11 protein-coding genes are annotated in these 20,575 nt (G+C 39.8%); 8 read left to right on the forward strand and 3 right to left on the reverse strand.

The window, feature by feature from the left end; translation table 11 throughout:
- Positions 1–241: 241 nt before the first annotated feature.
- Complete coding sequence (locus H6G06_RS22035) at positions 242–796, forward strand: protoglobin domain-containing protein (RefSeq protein ID WP_190564074.1); 555 nt, start codon at positions 242–244, stop codon at positions 794–796.
- A gap of 122 nt (positions 797–918) precedes the next feature.
- Here the strand turns inward: H6G06_RS22035 and H6G06_RS22040 are convergent, their stop codons facing one another.
- Positions 919–1,353, reverse strand: coding sequence for a nucleoside deaminase (locus H6G06_RS22040; RefSeq protein ID WP_190564076.1), 435 nt, complete (start codon positions 1,351–1,353; stop codon positions 919–921).
- Between the two features lie 247 nt (positions 1,354–1,600).
- Between H6G06_RS22040 and H6G06_RS22045 the strand changes: the two genes are divergently transcribed.
- From H6G06_RS22045 to H6G06_RS22075, 7 genes are all read left to right on the forward strand, one after another.
- Positions 1,601–2,392, forward strand: a complete 792-nt coding sequence (locus H6G06_RS22045) for an ion transporter (RefSeq protein WP_190564156.1) — start codon at positions 1,601–1,603, stop codon at positions 2,390–2,392.
- A gap of 224 nt (positions 2,393–2,616) precedes the next feature.
- Positions 2,617–3,696 (forward strand): TIGR04222 domain-containing membrane protein, encoded by a 1,080-nt coding sequence (locus H6G06_RS22050; RefSeq protein WP_190564078.1) that lies wholly within the window; start codon positions 2,617–2,619, stop codon positions 3,694–3,696.
- Between the two features lie 5 nt (positions 3,697–3,701).
- A complete protein-coding gene (locus H6G06_RS22055; RefSeq protein ID WP_190564080.1) occupies positions 3,702–4,535 on the forward strand; it encodes an MbnB/TglH/ChrH family RiPP precursor modification enzyme in 834 nt (277 codons plus the stop codon).
- Positions 4,526–5,107, forward strand: a complete 582-nt coding sequence (locus H6G06_RS22060; RefSeq protein WP_190564082.1) for a hypothetical protein — start codon at positions 4,526–4,528, stop codon at positions 5,105–5,107. Before H6G06_RS22055 ends, H6G06_RS22060 begins: the two co-directional genes overlap by 10 nt.
- A gap of 35 nt (positions 5,108–5,142) precedes the next feature.
- A complete protein-coding gene (locus H6G06_RS22065; RefSeq protein ID WP_190564084.1) occupies positions 5,143–6,678 on the forward strand; it encodes a DUF1565 domain-containing protein in 1,536 nt (511 codons plus the stop codon).
- A gap of 593 nt (positions 6,679–7,271) precedes the next feature.
- Positions 7,272–13,190 (forward strand): PAS domain S-box protein, encoded by a 5,919-nt coding sequence (locus H6G06_RS22070; RefSeq protein WP_190564086.1) that lies wholly within the window; start codon positions 7,272–7,274, stop codon positions 13,188–13,190.
- A 231-nt stretch (positions 13,191–13,421) separates the two neighbouring features.
- Complete coding sequence (locus H6G06_RS22075; RefSeq protein ID WP_190564088.1) at positions 13,422–14,492, forward strand: hybrid sensor histidine kinase/response regulator; 1,071 nt, start codon at positions 13,422–13,424, stop codon at positions 14,490–14,492.
- Between the two features lie 119 nt (positions 14,493–14,611).
- Here H6G06_RS22075 and H6G06_RS22080 read toward each other — a convergent pair whose 3' ends face one another.
- A complete protein-coding gene (locus H6G06_RS22080) occupies positions 14,612–18,973 on the reverse strand; it encodes a response regulator (RefSeq protein WP_242039818.1) in 4,362 nt (1,453 codons plus the stop codon).
- A 69-nt stretch (positions 18,974–19,042) separates the two neighbouring features.
- The gene (locus H6G06_RS22085; RefSeq protein WP_190564090.1) at positions 19,043–20,524 is read right to left on the reverse strand and encodes a diguanylate cyclase; all 1,482 of its coding nucleotides are present in this window, start codon (positions 20,522–20,524) and stop codon (positions 19,043–19,045) included.
- Positions 20,525–20,575: the final 51 nt, after the last annotated feature.

The raw sequence follows: 20,575 nt of genomic DNA on the forward strand, positions 1-20,575 counted from the left end.
CATAGATTAATAATACAAGGTGCATAATTTGGCAACTCTGGTAAAAGAGAAAAAATAAACATATAATCTTTTACAGAGTATACAAAAGACTTAATTCAACAAACAGGTGAAAATTGACAGATAAGAGGTGACAGGTGAAAGTGGGGAGAGAATCACCACTAAAAACTGACAACTCATAACTGCTAACTGCTAATTGCTAACTGGATTTACTCACATCTATACTTTTTAAGGAAGGAAAATTATGACTATGGAACCTACCGCTTTTATGACCATGATGGAAAAAAGAATTGGTTTAACTTCTGAAGATAAATCTATTCTGAATTCCAATGCGGATTGGGGGAAAGGAATTGCTTCAACCATGGCAGATCACTTCTATACTTACTTAGGACGTGATGAAGAAATGAATGCAATTTTAAATAAAACCGAAGGACGAATTCATCGGTTACATGAAACATACATTAAATGGTTTCATGAAATGTTTACAGGAGTCGATGCTTGGGGTGAATCTTATGCTAACAGTCGTTGGCATATTGGGCTTGTTCATGTCAAGATTGGAATTGGACCTCAACACGTAGTCCCAGCGATGGCAATGGTCGTTCATGAAGTTGGTAAACTCTCAAAAGTTGATGCCAAATCAGAAGAATTAAAAGACGCATTGGGTAGAATTTGTATGATTGATCTAGCTTTTATTGAGCAAGCTTATGTAGAAGTTTCCTCATCTGCGGTGCTTAGAGAAACTGGTTGGTCAGAAGCCTTATTCAAACGTCTTATTGCTACTGGTGCATCCTCTATGTAAGCGCAAGTATGGAAAATTAATCAGATTAAATTAATCAAATTTTTTGTGCTTATTTTTTCTCAAACTTGTTGCCTTTAGCCATAAACTCAAACGCCCTGGTATATTATATTGCCGGGGCTTTTTTAGGCAAATAATTCTAGACATTCGTGTCTTAAAATTCCTTTTGTTACCTTGATGTTTCTAAATGATTTAGCTATAACTTCTTCACAAGATATATTGATTTGTCCTTGATTAATAGAAATTAAATCTGCTATGGAAGCACCATAGATAATCTCTGATATCCCCGTCCATACACAAGCTGTAGCACACATGGGACAAGGTTCACCTGTGGTATATATACAATAGCCCTCTAAAGAAGGGTTTTTTAGTTTAGTAGTTAAATTGCGAATGACATTAATTTCTGCATGGGCTGATGGATCACTGTCTCGCCTAACAGTATTATAAGCTGCTGCAACTACTTGATTATCTTTAACTATCACAGCACCATAAGGTGAGTCTCCTTTTTTTGCTTCTTCTATGGCTAAACGCATAAAATATTCTTGGTTTTCTTGGTTCATGTTCACAGGAGATTTGAACAGGATAATCCCCTATAATAGCTCATGTTTGGTGTTATTGCCGTGAATTATGTATTTTTTGCCATAATGGTAAGCATTCAGCCGTAAGCGCAGCTATGTCTCCAGGGCTTTACAGCTATTAGCCAATAAAACCCAGAGTGTCAAACTTGATAACTTAACGAAAAGCCCGCCTCCTATATTCCTAATATGGCAACTATTCTGACTCCTGACTCCTGAATTCTTGCGTATGATGTTACTAAATCGAGAAAAAATAGAATTTTACTTAACAGACTTAGAAACACCAATTGGTAAAGTAATCAATTTAACAATTGCGTTTTTAGTTTTATTATCATCAGGAATTTTTGTAGCGGAAACTTATAATATTTCCAATGATGCTCACTTAGAATTAAGGGCATTAGATACGTGCATATTAATAATTTTTATTGGAGAATATTTGTTACGCTTATGGAGTGCGGAAAATAAAATTAACTATATTTTTAGCTTTTATTCGGTTATTGATTTACTGGCTATTTTACCATCTTTAATCGGCTTTGTAGATATTAGGTTTATCCGCTTATTGCGATGGTTCCGAATTTTGCGTTTAATCAGGTTTATAGATAGTAGATTTTTATTTGGTAGTATTAGCAGCGAAGATGGCGTAATTTTTACGCGGATATTATTTACTTTATTTGCAATCATCTTTGTTTATTCTGGCTTAATTTATCAAGTTGAGCATCCAGTTAACCCACAGAACTTCGGCACTTTTTTAGATGCCTTTTATTTTTCAGTGGTGACAATGACAACTGTAGGATTTGGAGATTTAATACCAATCTCTGAATTAGGGCGTTTACTCACCGTATTGATGATTTTAACAGGAGTAGCGTTGATTCCTTGGCAGGTCGGAGATTTAATTAAACGCTTAGTAAAAACTGCTAATCAGGTACCAATTGTTTGTGCAAATTGCGGTTTAAGTTTTCATGATGCAGATGCAGAATTTTGTAAAAGGTGCGGTACTAAGTTGCCGTTGATAAATGTTGATTAAGAAAGAAAGTAGCAGCAGTGAGATACAGTCTTTCACCAAAAAGTAAATTCACCAAAACCCTCTTCCCCGTTCCCCGTTAAGAGTTCCCTGTTCCCTTGTCATAACGACAATTTTTAACGCCCACTTACTTATAGATTTACAAGGATTATGACTATTTTTCCGTAAAAGCGGTGACTTCTAATGTATAATCTTAACGGTGAAAGTAATATCAAGGATAAAATATCATGGATATATTACTACATAACCCAATTGCAGATATGTACGGTCCAGAGTTTCTAGTGTTTTATGGTTGTGTGATTGCCATAACTTTGTTCATCTGCTGGCAAATTGTACAAAATCCTACTCATAATAAACCTCTGCCCTTAATTTCTGCTGAACCAGACCCATATCAAATTGCTTACTTGTCTTCAGGTGTAACAGGTGTGGTCAGAGTAGCAGTTTTAAACTTAATTCAGTTAGGTTATTTACAAATCAAACAAAACCGCATTAATAAAATATCTAATCATCCACCTGTATCTCAATTACAGCCTCTAGAAAGTGAGGTTTTTTCGGTTCTTAGCAAAGATATTTTTCACTCTTTATGGTTGGCAAATGATACGTTAGAAAAGAAGGTCGAGGAATACTGTCATATTTATCAGCAGAAACTGCTTGATGAAGAATTGCTGTATGTAGAAGATGGGCAAAAATCAAATACCAAAGTTGGCTGGATTGGAGCAATAATTATTCTTAGTCTAGGCTCTTATAAGTTAACGATAGCCTTGAGCCGAGGATATTCTAACGTGGTTTTTCTGATTATTATGGCTTTTGTTTCTGTGATGGTTCTGTTTACATTGGTAAATAATCAGAAACAGCAATCGCGCCTAAGTTATCGAGGAATAGCTTATCTGCAACAACTGAAACAAACTTTCTTGCAGTTAAAAGGGAAAATTCAACAAACTAGTAATGATACCCCTTCTGCCCTCGACTACAACTTAGTCGTAGCACTATTTGGTATTTCTGCCCTTGCTGGTAGTTCCCATAATTCCTTAAAAGACGCATTTTCTTCCCTAACAGACTTGAAAGCTAGTAGTTCACGCAGTAGTAATTCACGTAGTAGTAATTCACGTAGTAGTAATTCACGTAGTAGTAATTCACGCAGTAGCGGGAGTTCTTGCAGTAGCGGGAGTTCTTGTAGTAGCGGAAGTTCTTGCAGTACCGGGAGTTCTTGCAATAGCGGTAGTTCTTGCAGTAGCGGTAGTTCTTGCAGTAGCGGTAGTTCTTGCGGTGGTGGTTGTGGTGGTTGTGGTGGTGGTGGTGGAGATTAAAAATAATGCTATCTCATCTACCAACTTTAGGTGTAGGTTTAGGTTTTCGCCAACCTTTCAAAAGTGATTTATTTCTGAATCGTCAACAGGTTGATTTTTTGGAAATAGTTGCCGAACATTATTTAGATGCGCCACTGGAAAAACACCAGGAATTAGAAGTATTAGCGGCGCATTTTCCTATTATTCCCCATGCCATTAATTTATCATTAGGCAGTGCTGAAGGTTTAGATATAGATTATTTACGCAAATTAGCAGCATTGATTCAACAACTTAATCCTCCTTGGTGGAGTGAACATATCTGTTTTACCAAAGCGGGAGGGATTGATATTGGGCATTTATCACCCCTACCCTATACCCAGGAAGCAGTAAAGATACTTTGTCGCAACATAGCCCAAGTGCGTCGCTGGATTGATGTACCATTGATATTAGAAAATATTACTTATATGGTGCAACTTCCCGGTGCTGAAATGACAGAAGCTCAGTTTTTAACAGAAGTTTTAGAACGTTCTGAATGTGGATTATTGTTAGATATTACCAATCTCCATACTAATGCTGTAAATTACGGCTATGATGTTGATGATTTCTTGCAACAATTACCTTGGGAACGCATCGTACAGTTACATTTTGTTGGTGGGCATTGGCATGATGGGATATTGATTGATAGCCATTCCCAATCTACACCTGTCGAAGTTTGGGAATTAATGAATAAAGTCGTAGCTTGTGCATCTGTGAAGGGGATTGTGTTAGAAAGGGATGAGAACTTACCGACTTTTGCAGAATTGTCTGGGGAATTACAACAAGCGAGAGAAATTGGCAGGAGTCATGGCAAATGGGTTTAGTAGAAACTCAAAAATTTTTCGCTCAGCTTTATACTAATTCTCAGTTGAGAGAGCGTTTTTTTGCTAATCCTGATGTTGTCGGTTTAGACTTAGGATTGAGTTTAGATGAAATACAACAGTTATCTCAACTTTCAGCTAAGGATGTGAATATTTTCGCCAACTCTCTCAAATGGAAACGGTTGGGAGAGGTACGAGAATTATTACCACGGACTGCGCGAGTATTGGGTAAAGATTTTAATGCTTTATTTTGGCGATATGCAGAGACTTATTTACCACCAGGAATAAAAAAACATCAAAATGATGCGATCTCGTTTGCTAATTTTATCGTCAAAACTGCTCAGGAAGAAAGTATTGAACCTGCATGGATTAGCGATTTGGTGCGTTATGAAAAAACCTGGTTATTAGCTTATAAATCTCATCTTTACTTGCAAATCTGCTGGTTCAGTTATGCCATTCACCTTGATTGTACAGTAGAACCAACAATTGCAATTTGGTGGCGTTTATCAGTGCAATCACCTTTGCAACATTTTGTTATGGGTTTATCACCCCTCACATCAAAACTCAATCATTAAGTTAATATGTCTATGTCTTGTTTAAGAGTATAATTATGACCCAAACATTTTACGTAAATCCTGTTACGGGTGCTGATACTAATCCTGGTAGCCAACAAGCCCCATTCAAAAGCATTACTAAAGCTTTACAAAAAGCTACTATTACCAATAAAATTCAACTTGCAGATGGTAATTACAATGCTGCTAGTGGTGAAACCTTTCCTCTCACTGTAGCCGTTGGCGTGATAGTAGTAGGTAATGAGGCTAACAAAGGTAAAGGCGTTTTCATCGAAGGTAGTGGTAATTATTTGAGTCGTACTTTTGCCGGTCAAAACGTCACCTTTGTATTATTGAATAATGCAGAACTGCGAGGGGTGACTGTAACTAATTCTGCTAGTCGTGGCACTGCTGTCTGGATTGAATCGAGTACACCTACCGTCGCTAATAGCACTTTTACCAAATGCAACCGTGAAGGAGTTTTTGCCACAGGTGATGCTAACCCTGTGATTCAAAGTAATATTTTTAGTGAAAATGCTGCCAATGGTATTTCCATTGCCAAAAATTCCCAAGGTCAATTTCAAGGTAATATCTGTGTGAAAACAGGTTTTGGTCTTGCTATCAGTGATACTGCATTTCCCACACTTACAGATAATAGAATTTACGAAAACCGTTCTGGGATAGTAGTTTCTGGTAGTTCACGTCCTATATTACGGAATAATCTTAGTGAAAATAATACTGATGATGGTTTGACAGTAATTTCTAATGCTTTACCTGATATCGGTAGTACCAATAGTCCTGGTGGTAATATCTTTCGTAGTAATGGTAAATTTGATGTCCAAAATGCCACTACCAACACTCTGGTTTCTCTGGGAAATCAAATAGATGCGTCTAAAGTTAAGGGAAAAATCGAGTTTGTTGGGATTTCAACGCCAACACCTGCACCAACACCTGCACCAACACCAACGCCAACACCAATACCAATACCTGTACCAACACCAACACCAACACCAACACCAACCAATACATTAACTGATATTGGTAATCATTGGGCAGCTGCGTTTATTCAGGAATTAGTCAGACTCGATATTATCAAGGGTTATCCAGACCGCAGATTTAAACCCGATGCAACCATGACAAGGGCGCAATATGCTGCATTATTGGTAAAAGCTTTCAACCCACCCAATAAACGTCCTGTGATCAACTTCAAGGATGTGTCAGATAAGTTTTGGGCATTCTCAGTTATTCAGCAGGCATATCAAGGGCAATTTCTTTCTGGTTATCCTAATAATACCTTTGCTCCTAACCAAAATATTCAGCGTGTACAAGTAATTGTTTCTTTGGTAAATGGACTGGGGTTATCTGCAAGTTCGGCAACCAGCAATATATCTTTCGATGACCAAGCAAAAATTCCTAGCTACGCCAAAGATGAAGTAATAATTGCTATGCAAAAACGGATGATTGTTAATTATCCAACAACGAAATTACTAAACCCTACCCGCGATGCTACACGGGCTGAGGTAGCTGTGATGGTGTATCAAGTTTTGCTTGATGCTGGTCGTGTAGCGGCCATTAATTCACCTTATATTGTTTAGGACTTACGCAAGTGTCACATCAAAATAAATCCTGTTAATAAACGGATTTTTCACATCTGACGCACCCTACTAATATGCCAGTTCTGTAAGTCCTGTTGTTGTTTAAAAACCTCTACAAGTAGGGGGTTTAGCATTAGACCTCTCCGGAAATATGGTAGAGACGTTCCGCCGGAACGTCTCTACAAGGGTTTCAAACCACGCACATTTAATTACCGGAGATGTATATTGCTAAACCTCCACATCATTTTATGTTTGGTTGATTAGTTATAATTAACGATAAATCGCAATAGTGGTCGGTTAAACGGTAAAAGAGCAAAAAAATCTTTAACTCTTACCCATGACGCTTTTTCCCCAACAAATCAAAAATTCAAGGTATAAGAGGTTGTTTGAAAAGTATTAGATGAAACCAATAATCTTCAGCAACCTAACCCCCCTTCCCTACGAAGGAATGGGGGTTTCAAAGCCTCTCCCCGACGCGGGGAGAGGTTTGGAGAGGGGTTTATTTATACATTCAAAACTTTTAAAACATCCTCTAAGACCCTATACAGTAATAGTATTCCCCCGCAAAACTCCACACCCTACCTCAGACATCAATGTTGTTCTCTTCCCTGATTGAAGCAAATAATCTCGAACAGGCAGTTGCTGATACTCCGTTAGTTGTGACTGCGGATACACTAGCATCTGAGGCGATCGCCCTCATGAGTAACGCCAGGGGAAGTTGTACTTTGCCGGAAGAGGCATCTGATACTAGTTACCTGTTGACTGATTGCCGTGCTAGTTGTGTACTAGTGATGCAGGAAACTAAGCTACTAGGAATTTTCACAGAGCGCGATGTGGTGAGATTGAGTGCGGAGGGGCGACAAATTGCAGGAGTGGCGATCGCTGATGTCATGACTCACTCTGTAATCACTTTGAGGCAGTCGGAGTTTACTGATATTTTTGTGGCTCTCAATTTATTTCAACGCCACCGGATTCGTCATCTACCGATTTTAAATGATCATGGGCAAATAGCAGGACTGCTCACCCATGAAAGTTTGCGTCAACTGCTGCGTCCTGTAGATCTGTTGAGATTACGTCTGGTATCGGAAGTTATGAGCAGTCGCATTGTTAAAGCTACTCCAGAAACTTATGTGTTAGATATCACCAAGTTAATGGCGCGGGATAACGTCAGTTCGGTGATCATTGTCGAAGAGGAAAATTCTTTGCTGATGCCAGTAGGTATTATGACCGAACGTGATATTGTTCAGTTTCAGGCATTAGGGCTGGACCTACAGAGCATTCAGGCAGGGGCAGTCATGAGTAGCCCAGTTTTTTCTTTATCTCGCGACGACAATCTCTTAACAGTATTAACGCTGATGCAGTCCAGGCGCATCAATCGGGTTGTGATTACTGGTGAACAGGGAGAACTACTAGGGATTGTCACCCAAACTACCTTACTACAAGCCTTGAATCCTCTGGATATTTATAGTTTAGTAGACAATCTCAAGCAGAAGGTATCACGGTTAGAGGTAGAAAAGCTGGAATTATTGCAGATTAGAAATGCAGAACTAGAGCAAGAAGTACAAAAACGCACAGCAGAGTTACAGTCACAAGCCGAACGGGAAAGGTTGTTAAGCGGGATTACTAGCCGAATTAGAAGATCATTGGACTTGCAAGAAACCCTGAATGCGATCGCTCTTGAAATACGACAATTTTTGAATTGCGATCGCGTACTTGTTTATCAATATCATGGCAATGGCACTGGCATCATTATTGCTGAAGACGTGAAACCAGGATGGTTATCTTTACTGGGGCAATCAGTCAGTGATCCTTGTTTTACACCCGATTGGATTGAACAGTATATTAATGGACGAATTCAAGTTGTTGAGGACATTGCCACAGATGATATGAGTCCCTGTCATCGGCAATTATTGGTAAGCCTGCAAATCAGAGCTAAGATATTGGTTCCGATTGTTGTTGGTAATCAACTCTGGGGATTAATGCTGGCTTGTCAAAATGATGCTGCACGAATTTGGCAACCAGAAGAAACAGAATTACTGGAACAACTATCTATTCATCTTGCCATTGCCATCCAGCAAGCCGATCTCTATCATCGGCTTCAGCTAGAACTTCAAGAAAGACAACGTGCCGAAGCTGCTTTAGCCGAATCTGAAGAACTTTACCGCACCACCCTGAACAACATTTCTGATGCCTTATTTATTACGGATGACCAGGGTAAATTTACTTTTATCTGCCCTAACGTCGATATTCTCTTTGGCTATTCAGTAGAGGATGTGGCTCAGATAGGCAACATTCAAGTTCTCATCAGTCAAAATTTATTTGATCCGCAGCAGTTAGCCTTCTCTGGTGAAATTACCAACATTGAGTGCGATATTTTCGATCAACAGGGTAAAAAACATACAGTTTTAGTGAATGTCAAGCAAGTAAAAATTGGTGCCGGGACGCTGCTTTATTCCTGTCGGAATATCACTGAACGCAAACAAGTAGAAAGAGCATTACAAGATAGTGAAGAACGCTTGCGAACCATCGTCGAAACCAGTGCCAGTGGTCTTGTCACCGTGGATCATCAAGGTAAGATAGTATTCGTCAACCCTGCGGCTGCGAGGATGTTTGGTAGAGATATTGAGATCCTTTGTGGCTGGCCCTTTGCGCTTCCTTATGATTATGATAGTCATCGAGTAGAAGAAATTGAAGTGCTGCAAGCATCTGGCCAGCGACGCACGGTGAATATGCAAGCTGCGGCCATTGCTTGGGAAGGTCAAGATGCCTTTTTGATGTCACTGTCAGACATTACCGATTTAAAACAAACTGAAGAATTATTGCGTCAAAGTGAAGCCAAATACCGGCTGTTGGTGGAAAATCTGCCCTTGGGTTTGATAGTTCATGGAGTCGATACCAGTATTCTCACCTCTAATGCTAAAGCCTGCGAACTGTTAGAACTAACTATCTCCCAAATGCAGGGGAAAACAGCCTTAGATCCGGCTTGGTATTTCTTTAGGGAAGATGAAACATTGATGCCACCTTCAGAATACCCAATCAATCAGGTGATTTCCACACTTCAACCCCTGACAAACTATGTGGCTGGGGTAAATCGACCCCAAAGCAAAACCCAAATTTGGTTATTGGTGAATGCTTTTCCCGAATTTAACAGTGATAAAACCCTCAAACAAGTAGTAGTCACATTTGTTGATATTAATGAAAGACAAGCTGCATTAAAAGAACGCAAGCTGGCAGAAATTGCCCTCAGAAACAGTGAAGAACGGTTTCGACAAATAGCAGAAAACTTGCCAGAAGTAATTTGGATGACCAATATAGAAAAGTCGGAAATCATTTTTGTCAGTCGCCAATACGAAAAAATTTGGGGTCGGAGTCTTGAAAACCTTTACCAGCAACCTAAAACTTGGATCGCTGCTATTCACGAAGATGATCGAAAACGGGTAATAAAAGCAATACCAAATCAAACTACACTAGGTGAATATGATGAAGAGTACCGGATTATTAAACCTGATGGCATAGTGCGTTGGATACGCGATCGCGCCTTTCCTATCGAAAATGAAGATGGGAAAGTCTACCGTATTGCTGGTTTTGCCGAGGATATTACCCAGCGCAAGGAGGCAGAGGAACAGCTTCGACAACTCAATGAAGAACTAGAAGCTAGAGTAGAACAACGGACTACTGCTTTACGAGAATCACAGGCTATGCTGCAATTGGTCTTAGATACTATCCCGCAGCGTGTATTCTGGAAAGATCATCAATCAGTGATTAGAGGTTGTAATCGCATCCTTGCTGAAGATATTGGTCTAACCCCAGAAGAAATTATCGGACGAGATCCTTATGATATATCTGCAACTCGTGAAGAGGTGGATTTTTACCTAGAATGCGATCGCCTGGTACTCACAACCGGTAAACCACAACTGCACATCCAAGAAACTCTGCATAAACCGGATGGTTCTTTAATGTGGATAGAAACTAATAAAGTACCATTGCGGGACGCTGACGGTAATATTATTGGCATTCTAGTAACTTATGAAGATATTACCAGCCGACGCACGGCGGAAGAAGCCTTACGCTACAGTGAAGAACGCTTCCGCATTGCTTTAAACAATTCCCCAATTGTTGTATTTAATCAAGACCTTGATCTGCGATATACCTGGATCTATAACCCCGCTTTGGGCTATAAACCTGAAGAAGTGGTTGCTAGGTTTGATACTGATCTGTTTCTACCCAAAGATGCCGAAAAATTACAAACTTGGAAACGTCAGGTGTTAGAAACAGGTCAAGGCATGAGAGAAGAAATTGTCATCGGTACAGAAGATAATTTTATTTGCTATGTCTTGACAATTGATCCACTGCGCGATCGCCATGGCGAGATAGAAGGTGTAACCTGTGCAGCCCTTGATATCACGGACAGGAAAAAAGCGGAAATGGCTTTGAAAGAAAGTCAGTATTTAATTCAATGTATCACCGAAGCCAGCCCAGATATTCTTTACATCTACGACTTGCAGGAAAAACGCAACATTTACATTAACCGAGAAATTGCGCGATTGCTCGGCTATTCTCCCGCAGAAATACAAAGCATGGGGACAGAATTGTTTTTACAACTCGCCCATCCCGATGATATCCCCAAAATGGCTATCCACCATGCTCGTTTTGCCACAGCTAACGATCAGGATATCTGGGAAATTGAGTATCGGATGCGCGATCGCCAAGGCCACTGGCACTGGTTTCTCAGCCATGATACCCTATTTAGCCGGGATGCTGAAAATCAACCTAAACAAATTATCGGTGCGGCCTTAGAAATGACAGAACGCAAGCAAATGGAAGCCGAATTACGCCAAACTAACGCCGAACTTGCTCGTGCTACTCGCCTCAAAGATGAATTTTTAGCTAATATGAGTCACGAACTGCGTACCCCTCTCAATGCGATTTTGGGGATGTCAGAAGGGTTATTAGAGGGGGTGTTTGATGAAATTAGCGATCACCAAACACGAGCAATCAAAACGATTGAACGCAGCGGTAAACACTTACTAGAATTGATTAATGATATTCTTGATCTCTCAAAAGTTGAAGCAGGCAAACTAGAACTGCAACTCGCTCCCGTTGCTTGTACCTATCTTTGTGATTCTAGTTTGACATTTGTTAAACAACAGGCATTGAAAAAAAATATTCATATAGCTGTAGATATCCCCCCGAATATACCAGATTTAGTTGTAGATGAACGTCGTATTCGTCAAATGCTCATTAACTTGCTCAACAACGCCGTTAAATTCACTCCTAACGGCGGCAGCGTCAAGTTACTGGTACAGCAGGAAATGGGGAGCAGAGGAGCAGAGGAGAATAACTTTATATCTAGTTCCCAGTCCCCAGTCCCCAGTCCCCAGTCCCCAAGTCAATGGATTTGCTTTTCAGTAATTGACACCGGAATTGGAATTGCTAAAGAAGAGTTAGATAAACTGTTCCAACCTTTTGTGCAGATCGATAGCAGTCTGAACCGTCAGCACAATGGTACAGGATTGGGTTTAGCTTTGGTACAGCGACTGGTAGAATTGCATGGGGGTCAAATCACAGTAACTAGTGAGGTAGGTAAGGGTAGCTGTTTTACAGTTCGTATACCCTGTATGGCAGTGGGGAATAGGGACAAAGAATTGGGAACAGGGAAAAAAACTTTTACGAAATACCCAATGCGTAATCCTAACACCGAAAATTCTCACGTGCTGATTATCGAAGATTCAATAGTTGCAGCAGAACAGGTAGCCAGATATTTGAATGAACTGAATCTGCAAACCACCATATATACTAAGGGTGAGGGGGCAGTTGATGAAGCCATACGTCTTTGTCCAGTGCTGATACTTTTGGATATCCAGTTACCCAACTTATCTGGATGGGAAGTTCTAGGGCAGCTAAAAGCACATCCAGAGACTCAAAATATTCCTGTAATTGTCATTTCGGTAGTTGATGAGCGATCGCAAGCATTATCTTTAGGCGCAAGTGATTACTTCGTTAAACCTATTAGCCGCGACCAAATCCGCCAAACATTAAATAAACTTCAACACCCAGATCATTCCTCAACAAATGCACTGATTATTGCTCCCACAACTACCCCAATAGCCTCACCAATTGAACCGAACGCCCCACATCTCATCTTGCTGGCAGAAGATAACGAAGCCAATACTGCAACCATCTCCAACTATCTAGGTGCTAGGGGATATAACATAATTATGGCAAAAAATGGTCAAGCAGCTGTGACTCTCACTAAAGAACAACATCCCAAGTTGATTCTTATGGATATCCAAATGCCTGGGATGGATGGATTACAAGCCATACGTCTCATTCGTGCTGATCACCAGTTTATAGATACGCCAATTATTGCCTTGACAGCCTTAGCCATGCCGGGTGATAAAGAAAAATGTATTGCAGCTGGAGCCAATGACTATTTAACTAAACCAATAAAGTTGAAATTTCTAGTAGAGAAGATTCAACAACTATTAAATCAGGGAATAGGGAACTCTTAACAGGGAACAGGTGAGAGTGTAAGAGGTTGTTTGAAAAGTATTAGATGAAACCAATAATCTTCAGCAACCTAACCCCCCTTCCCCCCTTCCCTACGAGGGAATTGGGGTTTCAAAGCCTCTCCCCGCGTCGGGGAGAGGTTTGGAGAGGGGTTTATTTATACATTCAAAACTTTTAAAACATCCTCTAAGAGGGAATAGGGAAAACTGATAACTGATAACTGATAACTGATAATGGAAACGCCAGCAAAAATTTTAATTATTGATGACGAACCTGATAACTTTGATGTTATTGATGCACTATTAGATAGTGAAGGTTATGAATTAAGTTATGTTGCTAATGGACTGCAAGCCCTTAATCTCCTAGATTCTTTTCAGCCCGACGTGATTTTGTTAGATGTGATGATGCCGCAAATGAATGGCATTCAATTCTGTGAGAAATTCAAGTCAAATCCTCAATGGAAACATATTCCAGTGATTATGGTTACGGCTTTGAATTCCAAAGAAGATTTATCTGAATGTATAGCTGTAGGTGCTGACGATTTCATCAGTAAACCTGTGAATAGCATGGAACTGCGAGCGCGGGTGAGATCTATGCTACGCATCAAGCAACAATATGATGCTCTCCAAGAAACTATGCACTTTCGGGAAGACCTCTCTAATATGATTGTTCATGATTTGCGGAATCCCTTAACCTCAATTATTCTCTCTGCAGAAATGTTGCGCCTTGGCAATTTATCACCTGAACGTCAGTTTCAAAAAAGCAGTCAGATTATAGCATCTGGACAACAATTGCAATCGATGATTGATAGTTTGCTACTGATGGCGAAATTAGATTCGGGAAAGTTGATTCTTCAACGCACAGATATTGATATCTGTGAACTCTGTTCCTTAGCAATATCTGATATTCAAGCCGCTGTAATTCAGAAAAATATAGAACTAATAACTGATTTGCCTAAATTTGGTGGCAGTATTAGTTTGGATGTTGATTTGTTCCGTCGAGTAATTGATAATCTGCTCTCTAATGCGATTAAATTTACCAAACCAAATACTCAAATTGTTTTACACGCTGATTATCCAGCACCAGGACGAGCTAAAATTCAAGTAGCTGATTCAGGCTCAGGAGTGCAGGAAGAATTACGTCAAGTTATTTTTGAGAAATACGAAATCGGCAGTTTCAAACAAGCAGCATCTCAGATTGGCTTAGGTCTTGCTTTCTGTAAAATGACGGTAGAAGCACATGGCGGAAAAATCAAGGTAGAAAGTAATCAACCACAAGGAGCAATTTTTACAATTGAGATTTGATAGGAGGCAGGAGGCAGAAGGCAGAAGGCAGAAGGCAGAAGGCAGAAGGCAGAAGGCAGAAGGCAGGAGGCAGAATAAGAAATTTCTCCCCATCTCCCCATCTCCCCAGTCCCCAGTCCCTATTCCCCAGTCCCTATCTTCTCTCCATATCTGCTCAATGCTTGAAACAAATCCGCAATTTGAACTGGTTTACTAATGTAATCATCCATGCCAGCAGCCAGACAAATTTCGCGATCGCCCCGCATAGCATTAGCAGTCATGGCGATAATATAGGGGCGCTGATTAGCTTCCCATTGCTGACAGATTCTTTGAGTTGTTTCCAGTCCATCCATTTCCGGCATCTGCACATCCATCAACACCACATCATAAGTCTGACGATGCAAAGCTGTGAGAACTTCCAGCCCATTAGCTGCTACATCAGCCCGATAACCAATTTTCTTGAGCATTAATAAAGCAACTTTCTGATTAACTACTGTATCCTCTGCTAACAGAATCCGCAAAGGTAATTTTTCTGCCAAATACCAATCCAATTCTGGCGTTTTAGGCTGGGAAATATGAGCTTTAATTGGCTGATTCATCAAAATCTGGGACAGGGCATTATAAAGCTGAGATTGTTTGACAGGTTTAGTTAAATAAGCAGCTATCTGGATATCAGCACATTCTCGGCTAGTTTCCGCTTTAGCCAAGGAAGTGAGAATAACTAGGGGTATGGTTTGACAGTTTGATTGCTTGCGGATTTCCTGTGCCAAGGTGATTCCATCCATTTCCGGCATCCGAATATCTAAAATAGCCATATCAAACTGATTACCCAAACGCAGTTGTTCTAAGGCTTCCTGTGCTGAAGCAGCGATATAAGTTTGCATATTCCAAGACTCCGCTGTGAGCTTGAGAATTTTGCGGTGAGCCGGATTATCATCTACGATTAACAACCGCTTTCCAGCTAACTGCACTGAGTAAATCGATAATTCCTCGGAGGGAAAATCAATATCTCCTGGGGCGATAACAGTAAAATAAAATTTTGAACCCTGATCAGGCTGCAAAGAAGAAATTAGTGATTCATTTTGCCATCGCAGGTTGGGATTACCACCAATACATCCCTGACTTTCAACCCAAAGAGTACCGCCCATCATTTCACTTAACCGCTGGCTAATCACCAAGCCTAATCCTGTGCCACCATATTGTCGGGTGGTGGAAGCATCAGCTTGGGAGAAGGGTTGAAATAATCGCTGCATTTTATCTGCGGGAATGCCTATTCCTGTATCTTTGATGGCAAATAAAATTTCGTAAACAATGAAGACTGGCGATTGGGTAATAATTTTGGCAATTCCTGGGGCTGTATTGGCAATTGGTTTGGCGTGTACTGAGAGAATTACTTCTCCTGTTTTAGTGAATTTAATGGCATTGCCAAGAAGGTTCATCAGTATCTGACGCACGCGGGTCAGATCGCCAATGATTCGAGTGGGAACTTGAAGATCGATCAGATAAGCTAGTTCAATATTTTTTTCATCTGCTTTTGGGGCTAAGATATCAAGCACTTGCTCGATACAATTTCTCAAATTAAAAGATTGTTCTTCTAGTTCCAACTTGCCTGATTCGATTTTCGAGAAATCGAGAATATCATTAATGATGGTGAGCAAAGCTTCTCCACTAGACCGAATTGTTTCCACAAAGTCCTGTTGTTGGGGAGTGAGATTAGTATCTAACAGCACTCCTGTCATCCCAATAACAGCATTCATGGGGGTACGAATTTCATGGCTCATCATCGCCAAAAATTCACTTTTTGCGCGGTTAGCAGCTTCTGCTGCGTGTTTAGACTGTTCTAAGGCAGAGTTTTTTAAAGTTAGTTCTGCTCGTTGCCTGGTTTCTTGTTCTAGCAGTTGAGCTTGCGCTAAAGCAATACCCAATTGAGCAGCAACGGCTTCTAGTAATTCAATTTCTTCTGGAGTCCATTGGCGAAAATGGCTACATTGGTGTAAACCAATTATTCCATTGGCTTGGTCTTGATAAGAAATGCGAATTGCTAACATGGACTTGAGTCCAATTTCTCGACAAATAGGTTCAGTTGCCTGGAATAAGGGATCAATGTACACATCAGAGGAAGCGATCGCCTGATCCTGCATGATCAATGTTGTTACGTGGGGATTCCCTACTATAGGAATCTCCATCTTCATATTTAGGATAGAGGAGTAACCAGAGAGAACATACTCTGCTACCAGAGGAATATGGGGTATAGGTTCGCGAATATAAGAGTGAATCAGACAGCGATCTGCTTTAAAAGCTTGTCCAATTTCTGTGGCTGATGTTTCAAATATTTCTTGAATATCTAGACTTTGACGGATTTTTTCAGTGATTTTTTTTAGCAGTAAAGTTCGCTGCAATTCTTGTTCGAGTGCATATTTTACTTGCATACGTTCAGTAATATCGGTGTGTGATCCCACCATCCGCACTGCATTTCCTTCTTCGTCCCAGAGTGCTTGTCCCCGGTCAAGTATCCATTTATAGCTACCGTCTTTACACTGGACTCGATGCTCACTAATGTAAAAGGGCGTTTTCTTGGCTAAGTGATTTTGAATTACCTGTATGACCCCATCTATCTCTTCTGGATGAACTCGCTTAGACCATTCATCAACATGGTTGGTAATTTCATAGTCTTCATAGCCTAACATTTCTTTCCAGTGAGCAGAAAAGAAGACTTCGTTGGTTTTTAAGTTCCAGTCCCAAATACCATCATTATTACCTTGTAGTGCTAGTTGCCAACGTTCTTCTTTTTCCTTGAGCGCCGCTTCTGCTTCTTGCCGTTTGGTAATATCGTTTTGAATGCCGATAAAATGGGTTAACTCTCCATTGTCGTCATAAATAGGCGAAATACTCAATTCATTCCAAAACAATGTGCCATCTTTTCGATAGTTGCGAATGACAACATTGCAACTTCTTCCGGTTTTAATTGCTGTTCTTAGTTCATGTAATCCTGGTTGATTAGTTTCTTGACCTTGCAAAAATCTACAGTTGTATCCTATGGTTTCACTACAGGTATAGCCTGTAATTTGCTCAAAGGCTGGGTTGACGTAAATAACTGGATGATCTGGGTGTTTAGCATCAGTAATCACAATTCCGTTGTTGGTACTAGCAACAGCCCTTTCTCTCAATTTTAAGGTTTCTTCAACTAGCTTGAGGTCGGTAATATCAAACATGAAACCCCGCAGTATGATTGGGATTCCTTCTTCTTGAACTACATTCACGATATCTCTCAACCAAATAATTCTGCCATCTGCTGCGAATATCCGATATTCAAATTGATGATTTTTGCATTGTGCTGTTAGTTTTTGGCAAAATTGAATGGACTTTTCTCGATCATCTGGATGTAGATGATTCAACCAAAAATTTTCCTCATACCATTGTGAAATTGGGTAGCCTAGCAATGCTTCCGCTTGCAGTCCAACGTAAGTAAATTGCCAGTCTTTTATGTCTAATTCCCAGGGAATAACTTTGGTTGTTTCTAGTAATTGCCACAATCTATTTTCGCTGCTACGGAGGTTGATTTCTGTTTGTTTATGTTGAGATATAGTCTGAGTTAGTTCTTGGTTAATTGCAGCTATATGCTGTTGATTTACGAGGATGGCTTGAACAAAATAGGTTAATAATGTGAGTGTTCCTGTCCAGAAGATGCCAGCAACTAATACTACTGTGGGTAGGGGTGTGCGTAATTCTCTTAATAGTTCTGGGGTAGGAGAAATAATAATTTGCCACTTCAGGTTATAAGAATCAATTTTTACTGTTTGCTGCCACGGTGATTTTATCATCTGTCCACCATGACTGTAAATGAATTTCTGCCCGTCAAAAATTCGCATTTGATAACCATTAGGTGTCTTTAAAACCGAATCCAAGAGTGATTGTGTTTGAAAAACTCCTAAAATAAATCCATCAAATTTATTATTTACAAATAGGGGAATATATGCGGCAAAAACTCTACCACTCTGAACCAGATTAACTGTATTTATAAAAGTAATTTTGCGGTTATTTTTTGCTGCTTTTAATGCTATCTGTCGTTTGGTTTCTTGACTCAAATCCAGATTTCGTGCGGATTCATTTTCCGATTTGGGGACAATCCAGCGAACTTGATATGATGGATCAACCCATTGGATGGCTTGATAACCTTTGAAGTCTTCTATATAGTTGGTTGCATCTGCTGACCATTGCTGATAAGGAGTACCACCACTATTTTCCCAGCGTTGTCCCATGCGCTGTAGTGCGATAATTCGAGTATCTAATTCGTTGGTTAACTCTGTTTTAATTGTTGTCCCTTGCTGTTGAATTAGTTGTTGAATATGATTTTGCTCTTCTTTTAATAGTCTGTGCCAGATCATAGTTACGATAACTAAAGATAAAGTTCCTACTAATAGTGGTAGAAATTTTTGTCTGCTTAATAATTTAACTATTTTCAAGCTGTTATTTATTTTAAAAATATCCATGTCATTAGTCATTAGTCATTAGTCAGGGAATAAGGAATAGGTAACAGCAATAACAGAGAATTGACCCATTTCTTATTCGTTTTAAGAAGTGGCAATAACAAAACAATTACGACCTGATTGTTTGGCCTGATAAAGAGCTTGATCAGCCTTGGAAATTAAAGATTCAGGATAAAGTTGGTCATTAGGAATCAAGGTAGCAATTCCTAAGCTGATGGTAACATATTGGCTAACTTGAGAACTAATGTGAGCAATAGCAGCACTTGTGATTTGGGATCTAATTTCTTCAGCTATGTGAACTGCTCCTTCAGTATCTGTATGGGGAAGAATTAATACAAATTCTTCTCCTCCATAACGTGCTACTAAATCAGCAGGACGATTTATGGATTGATTAATAATATAGGCTACTTGTTTCAAGCACTCATCACCAGCAGGATGTCCATAAGTATCGTTATAATTTTTGAAAAAATCGATATCGCACAAAATTAAAGATAATGGTAATTTTTCCCTTTTCAGTCGTTTCCATTCCTGAAATAATACTTCATCAAAACAACGACGATTGGCAATTTGAGTTAAACCATCTATATTTGCTAGTCGTTTCAATTCTTGGTTAGCCGCTTCTAATTGTTGATAAATATGTGCTTGTCGAATACCTATGACTAGCTGATCTGCTAGTTGTTTAAGCAAATCTATCTCTAACTGCTGCCATTGACGGGGTTCAGAACATTGATAAGCAACTAATAATCCCCACATATTTTTACCTTGGACAATGGGAACAACTAAATTAGCTTTGGCTTGCAACTCACCAAGTAAATCAAGTTGACATTGGGGAAAACCTGCCGCATAAATGTCGTTAACAACATAAACAGTACCTTTTCTATAGTCTTGTCGACATTTTTCCACGAAATAGCAATCTTTGATTTCTTTTCCTAATGTAGGTTGCCATTCAGAACCTACTGATTCTACCAACACAATTCCGCTACCATCTGGCTGCAAACGATAGACAATTACCCGGTCAGTTTGCAGCAATTTGCGGACTTCAGTGACGGTGGTGTTGAGAATTATCTCTAAGTTTAAAGATTGACGAATTTTATGAGTAATTTTAGCAATTAGTTGTTCTTGTTCTATCTTGTGCTTTAATTCTTTCATAGCCCAACTCATCTGCAACAGACGACGAACTCTCTGACGCAATACTGCCCAATGAATTGGTTTAGTAATATAATCACTCGCACCAACAGCAAAGGCTTTGTCCACAGAATCTGGGTCATCCAGTCCTGTAATCATCAATATCGGAGTTGTTTGGCCAAAGTCATCTGTAAAGTTGTCCGTAGCCAGGGCTTGCAATTGAGCGCAGCAAGTAAAACCATCCATAACAGGCATCATGGCATCTAAAAGCACAATATCTGGATGTAATCGAATATAAATATCTATGGCTTCCTTGCCATCACTAGCTTCTATGACCTTGTAGCCTTCTTTTTGCATAGCTTGGCGTAGCTGCATCTGTATAACTAGGTCATCGTCTACGACCAAAACCAAGGGTTTATTTGTGTGTAAGGAAATAGTCATACAAATTCAGTAGAGCGAAAAGTTTTCAGTGAAGACAGGGTTCGGGGTGAA

Source organism: Anabaena sphaerica FACHB-251 (assembly GCF_014696825.1).
GTDB lineage: Bacteria > Cyanobacteriota > Cyanobacteriia > Cyanobacteriales > Nostocaceae > RDYJ01.

What these genes read in the sequence shown, in the direction of transcription:
- H6G06_RS22035 (WP_190564074.1), top strand. Translation starts at nt 242, where the DNA reads ATGACTATGGAACCTACCGCTTTTATGACCATGATGGAAAAAAGAATT.
- H6G06_RS22040 (WP_190564076.1), bottom strand. Translation starts at nt 1,353, where the DNA reads ATGAACCAAGAAAACCAAGAATATTTTATGCGTTTAGCCATAGAAGAA.
- H6G06_RS22045 (WP_190564156.1), top strand. Translation starts at nt 1,601, where the DNA reads ATGTTACTAAATCGAGAAAAAATAGAATTTTACTTAACAGACTTAGAA.
- H6G06_RS22050 (WP_190564078.1), top strand. Translation starts at nt 2,617, where the DNA reads ATGGATATATTACTACATAACCCAATTGCAGATATGTACGGTCCAGAG.
- H6G06_RS22055 (WP_190564080.1), top strand. Translation starts at nt 3,702, where the DNA reads ATGCTATCTCATCTACCAACTTTAGGTGTAGGTTTAGGTTTTCGCCAA.
- H6G06_RS22060 (WP_190564082.1), top strand. Translation starts at nt 4,526, where the DNA reads ATGGGTTTAGTAGAAACTCAAAAATTTTTCGCTCAGCTTTATACTAAT.
- H6G06_RS22065 (WP_190564084.1), top strand. Translation starts at nt 5,143, where the DNA reads ATGACCCAAACATTTTACGTAAATCCTGTTACGGGTGCTGATACTAAT.
- H6G06_RS22070 (WP_190564086.1), top strand. Translation starts at nt 7,272, where the DNA reads ATGTTGTTCTCTTCCCTGATTGAAGCAAATAATCTCGAACAGGCAGTT.
- H6G06_RS22075 (WP_190564088.1), top strand. Translation starts at nt 13,422, where the DNA reads ATGGAAACGCCAGCAAAAATTTTAATTATTGATGACGAACCTGATAAC.
- H6G06_RS22080 (WP_242039818.1), bottom strand. Translation starts at nt 18,973, where the DNA reads ATGACTAATGACATGGATATTTTTAAAATAAATAACAGCTTGAAAATA.
- H6G06_RS22085 (WP_190564090.1), bottom strand. Translation starts at nt 20,524, where the DNA reads ATGACTATTTCCTTACACACAAATAAACCCTTGGTTTTGGTCGTAGAC.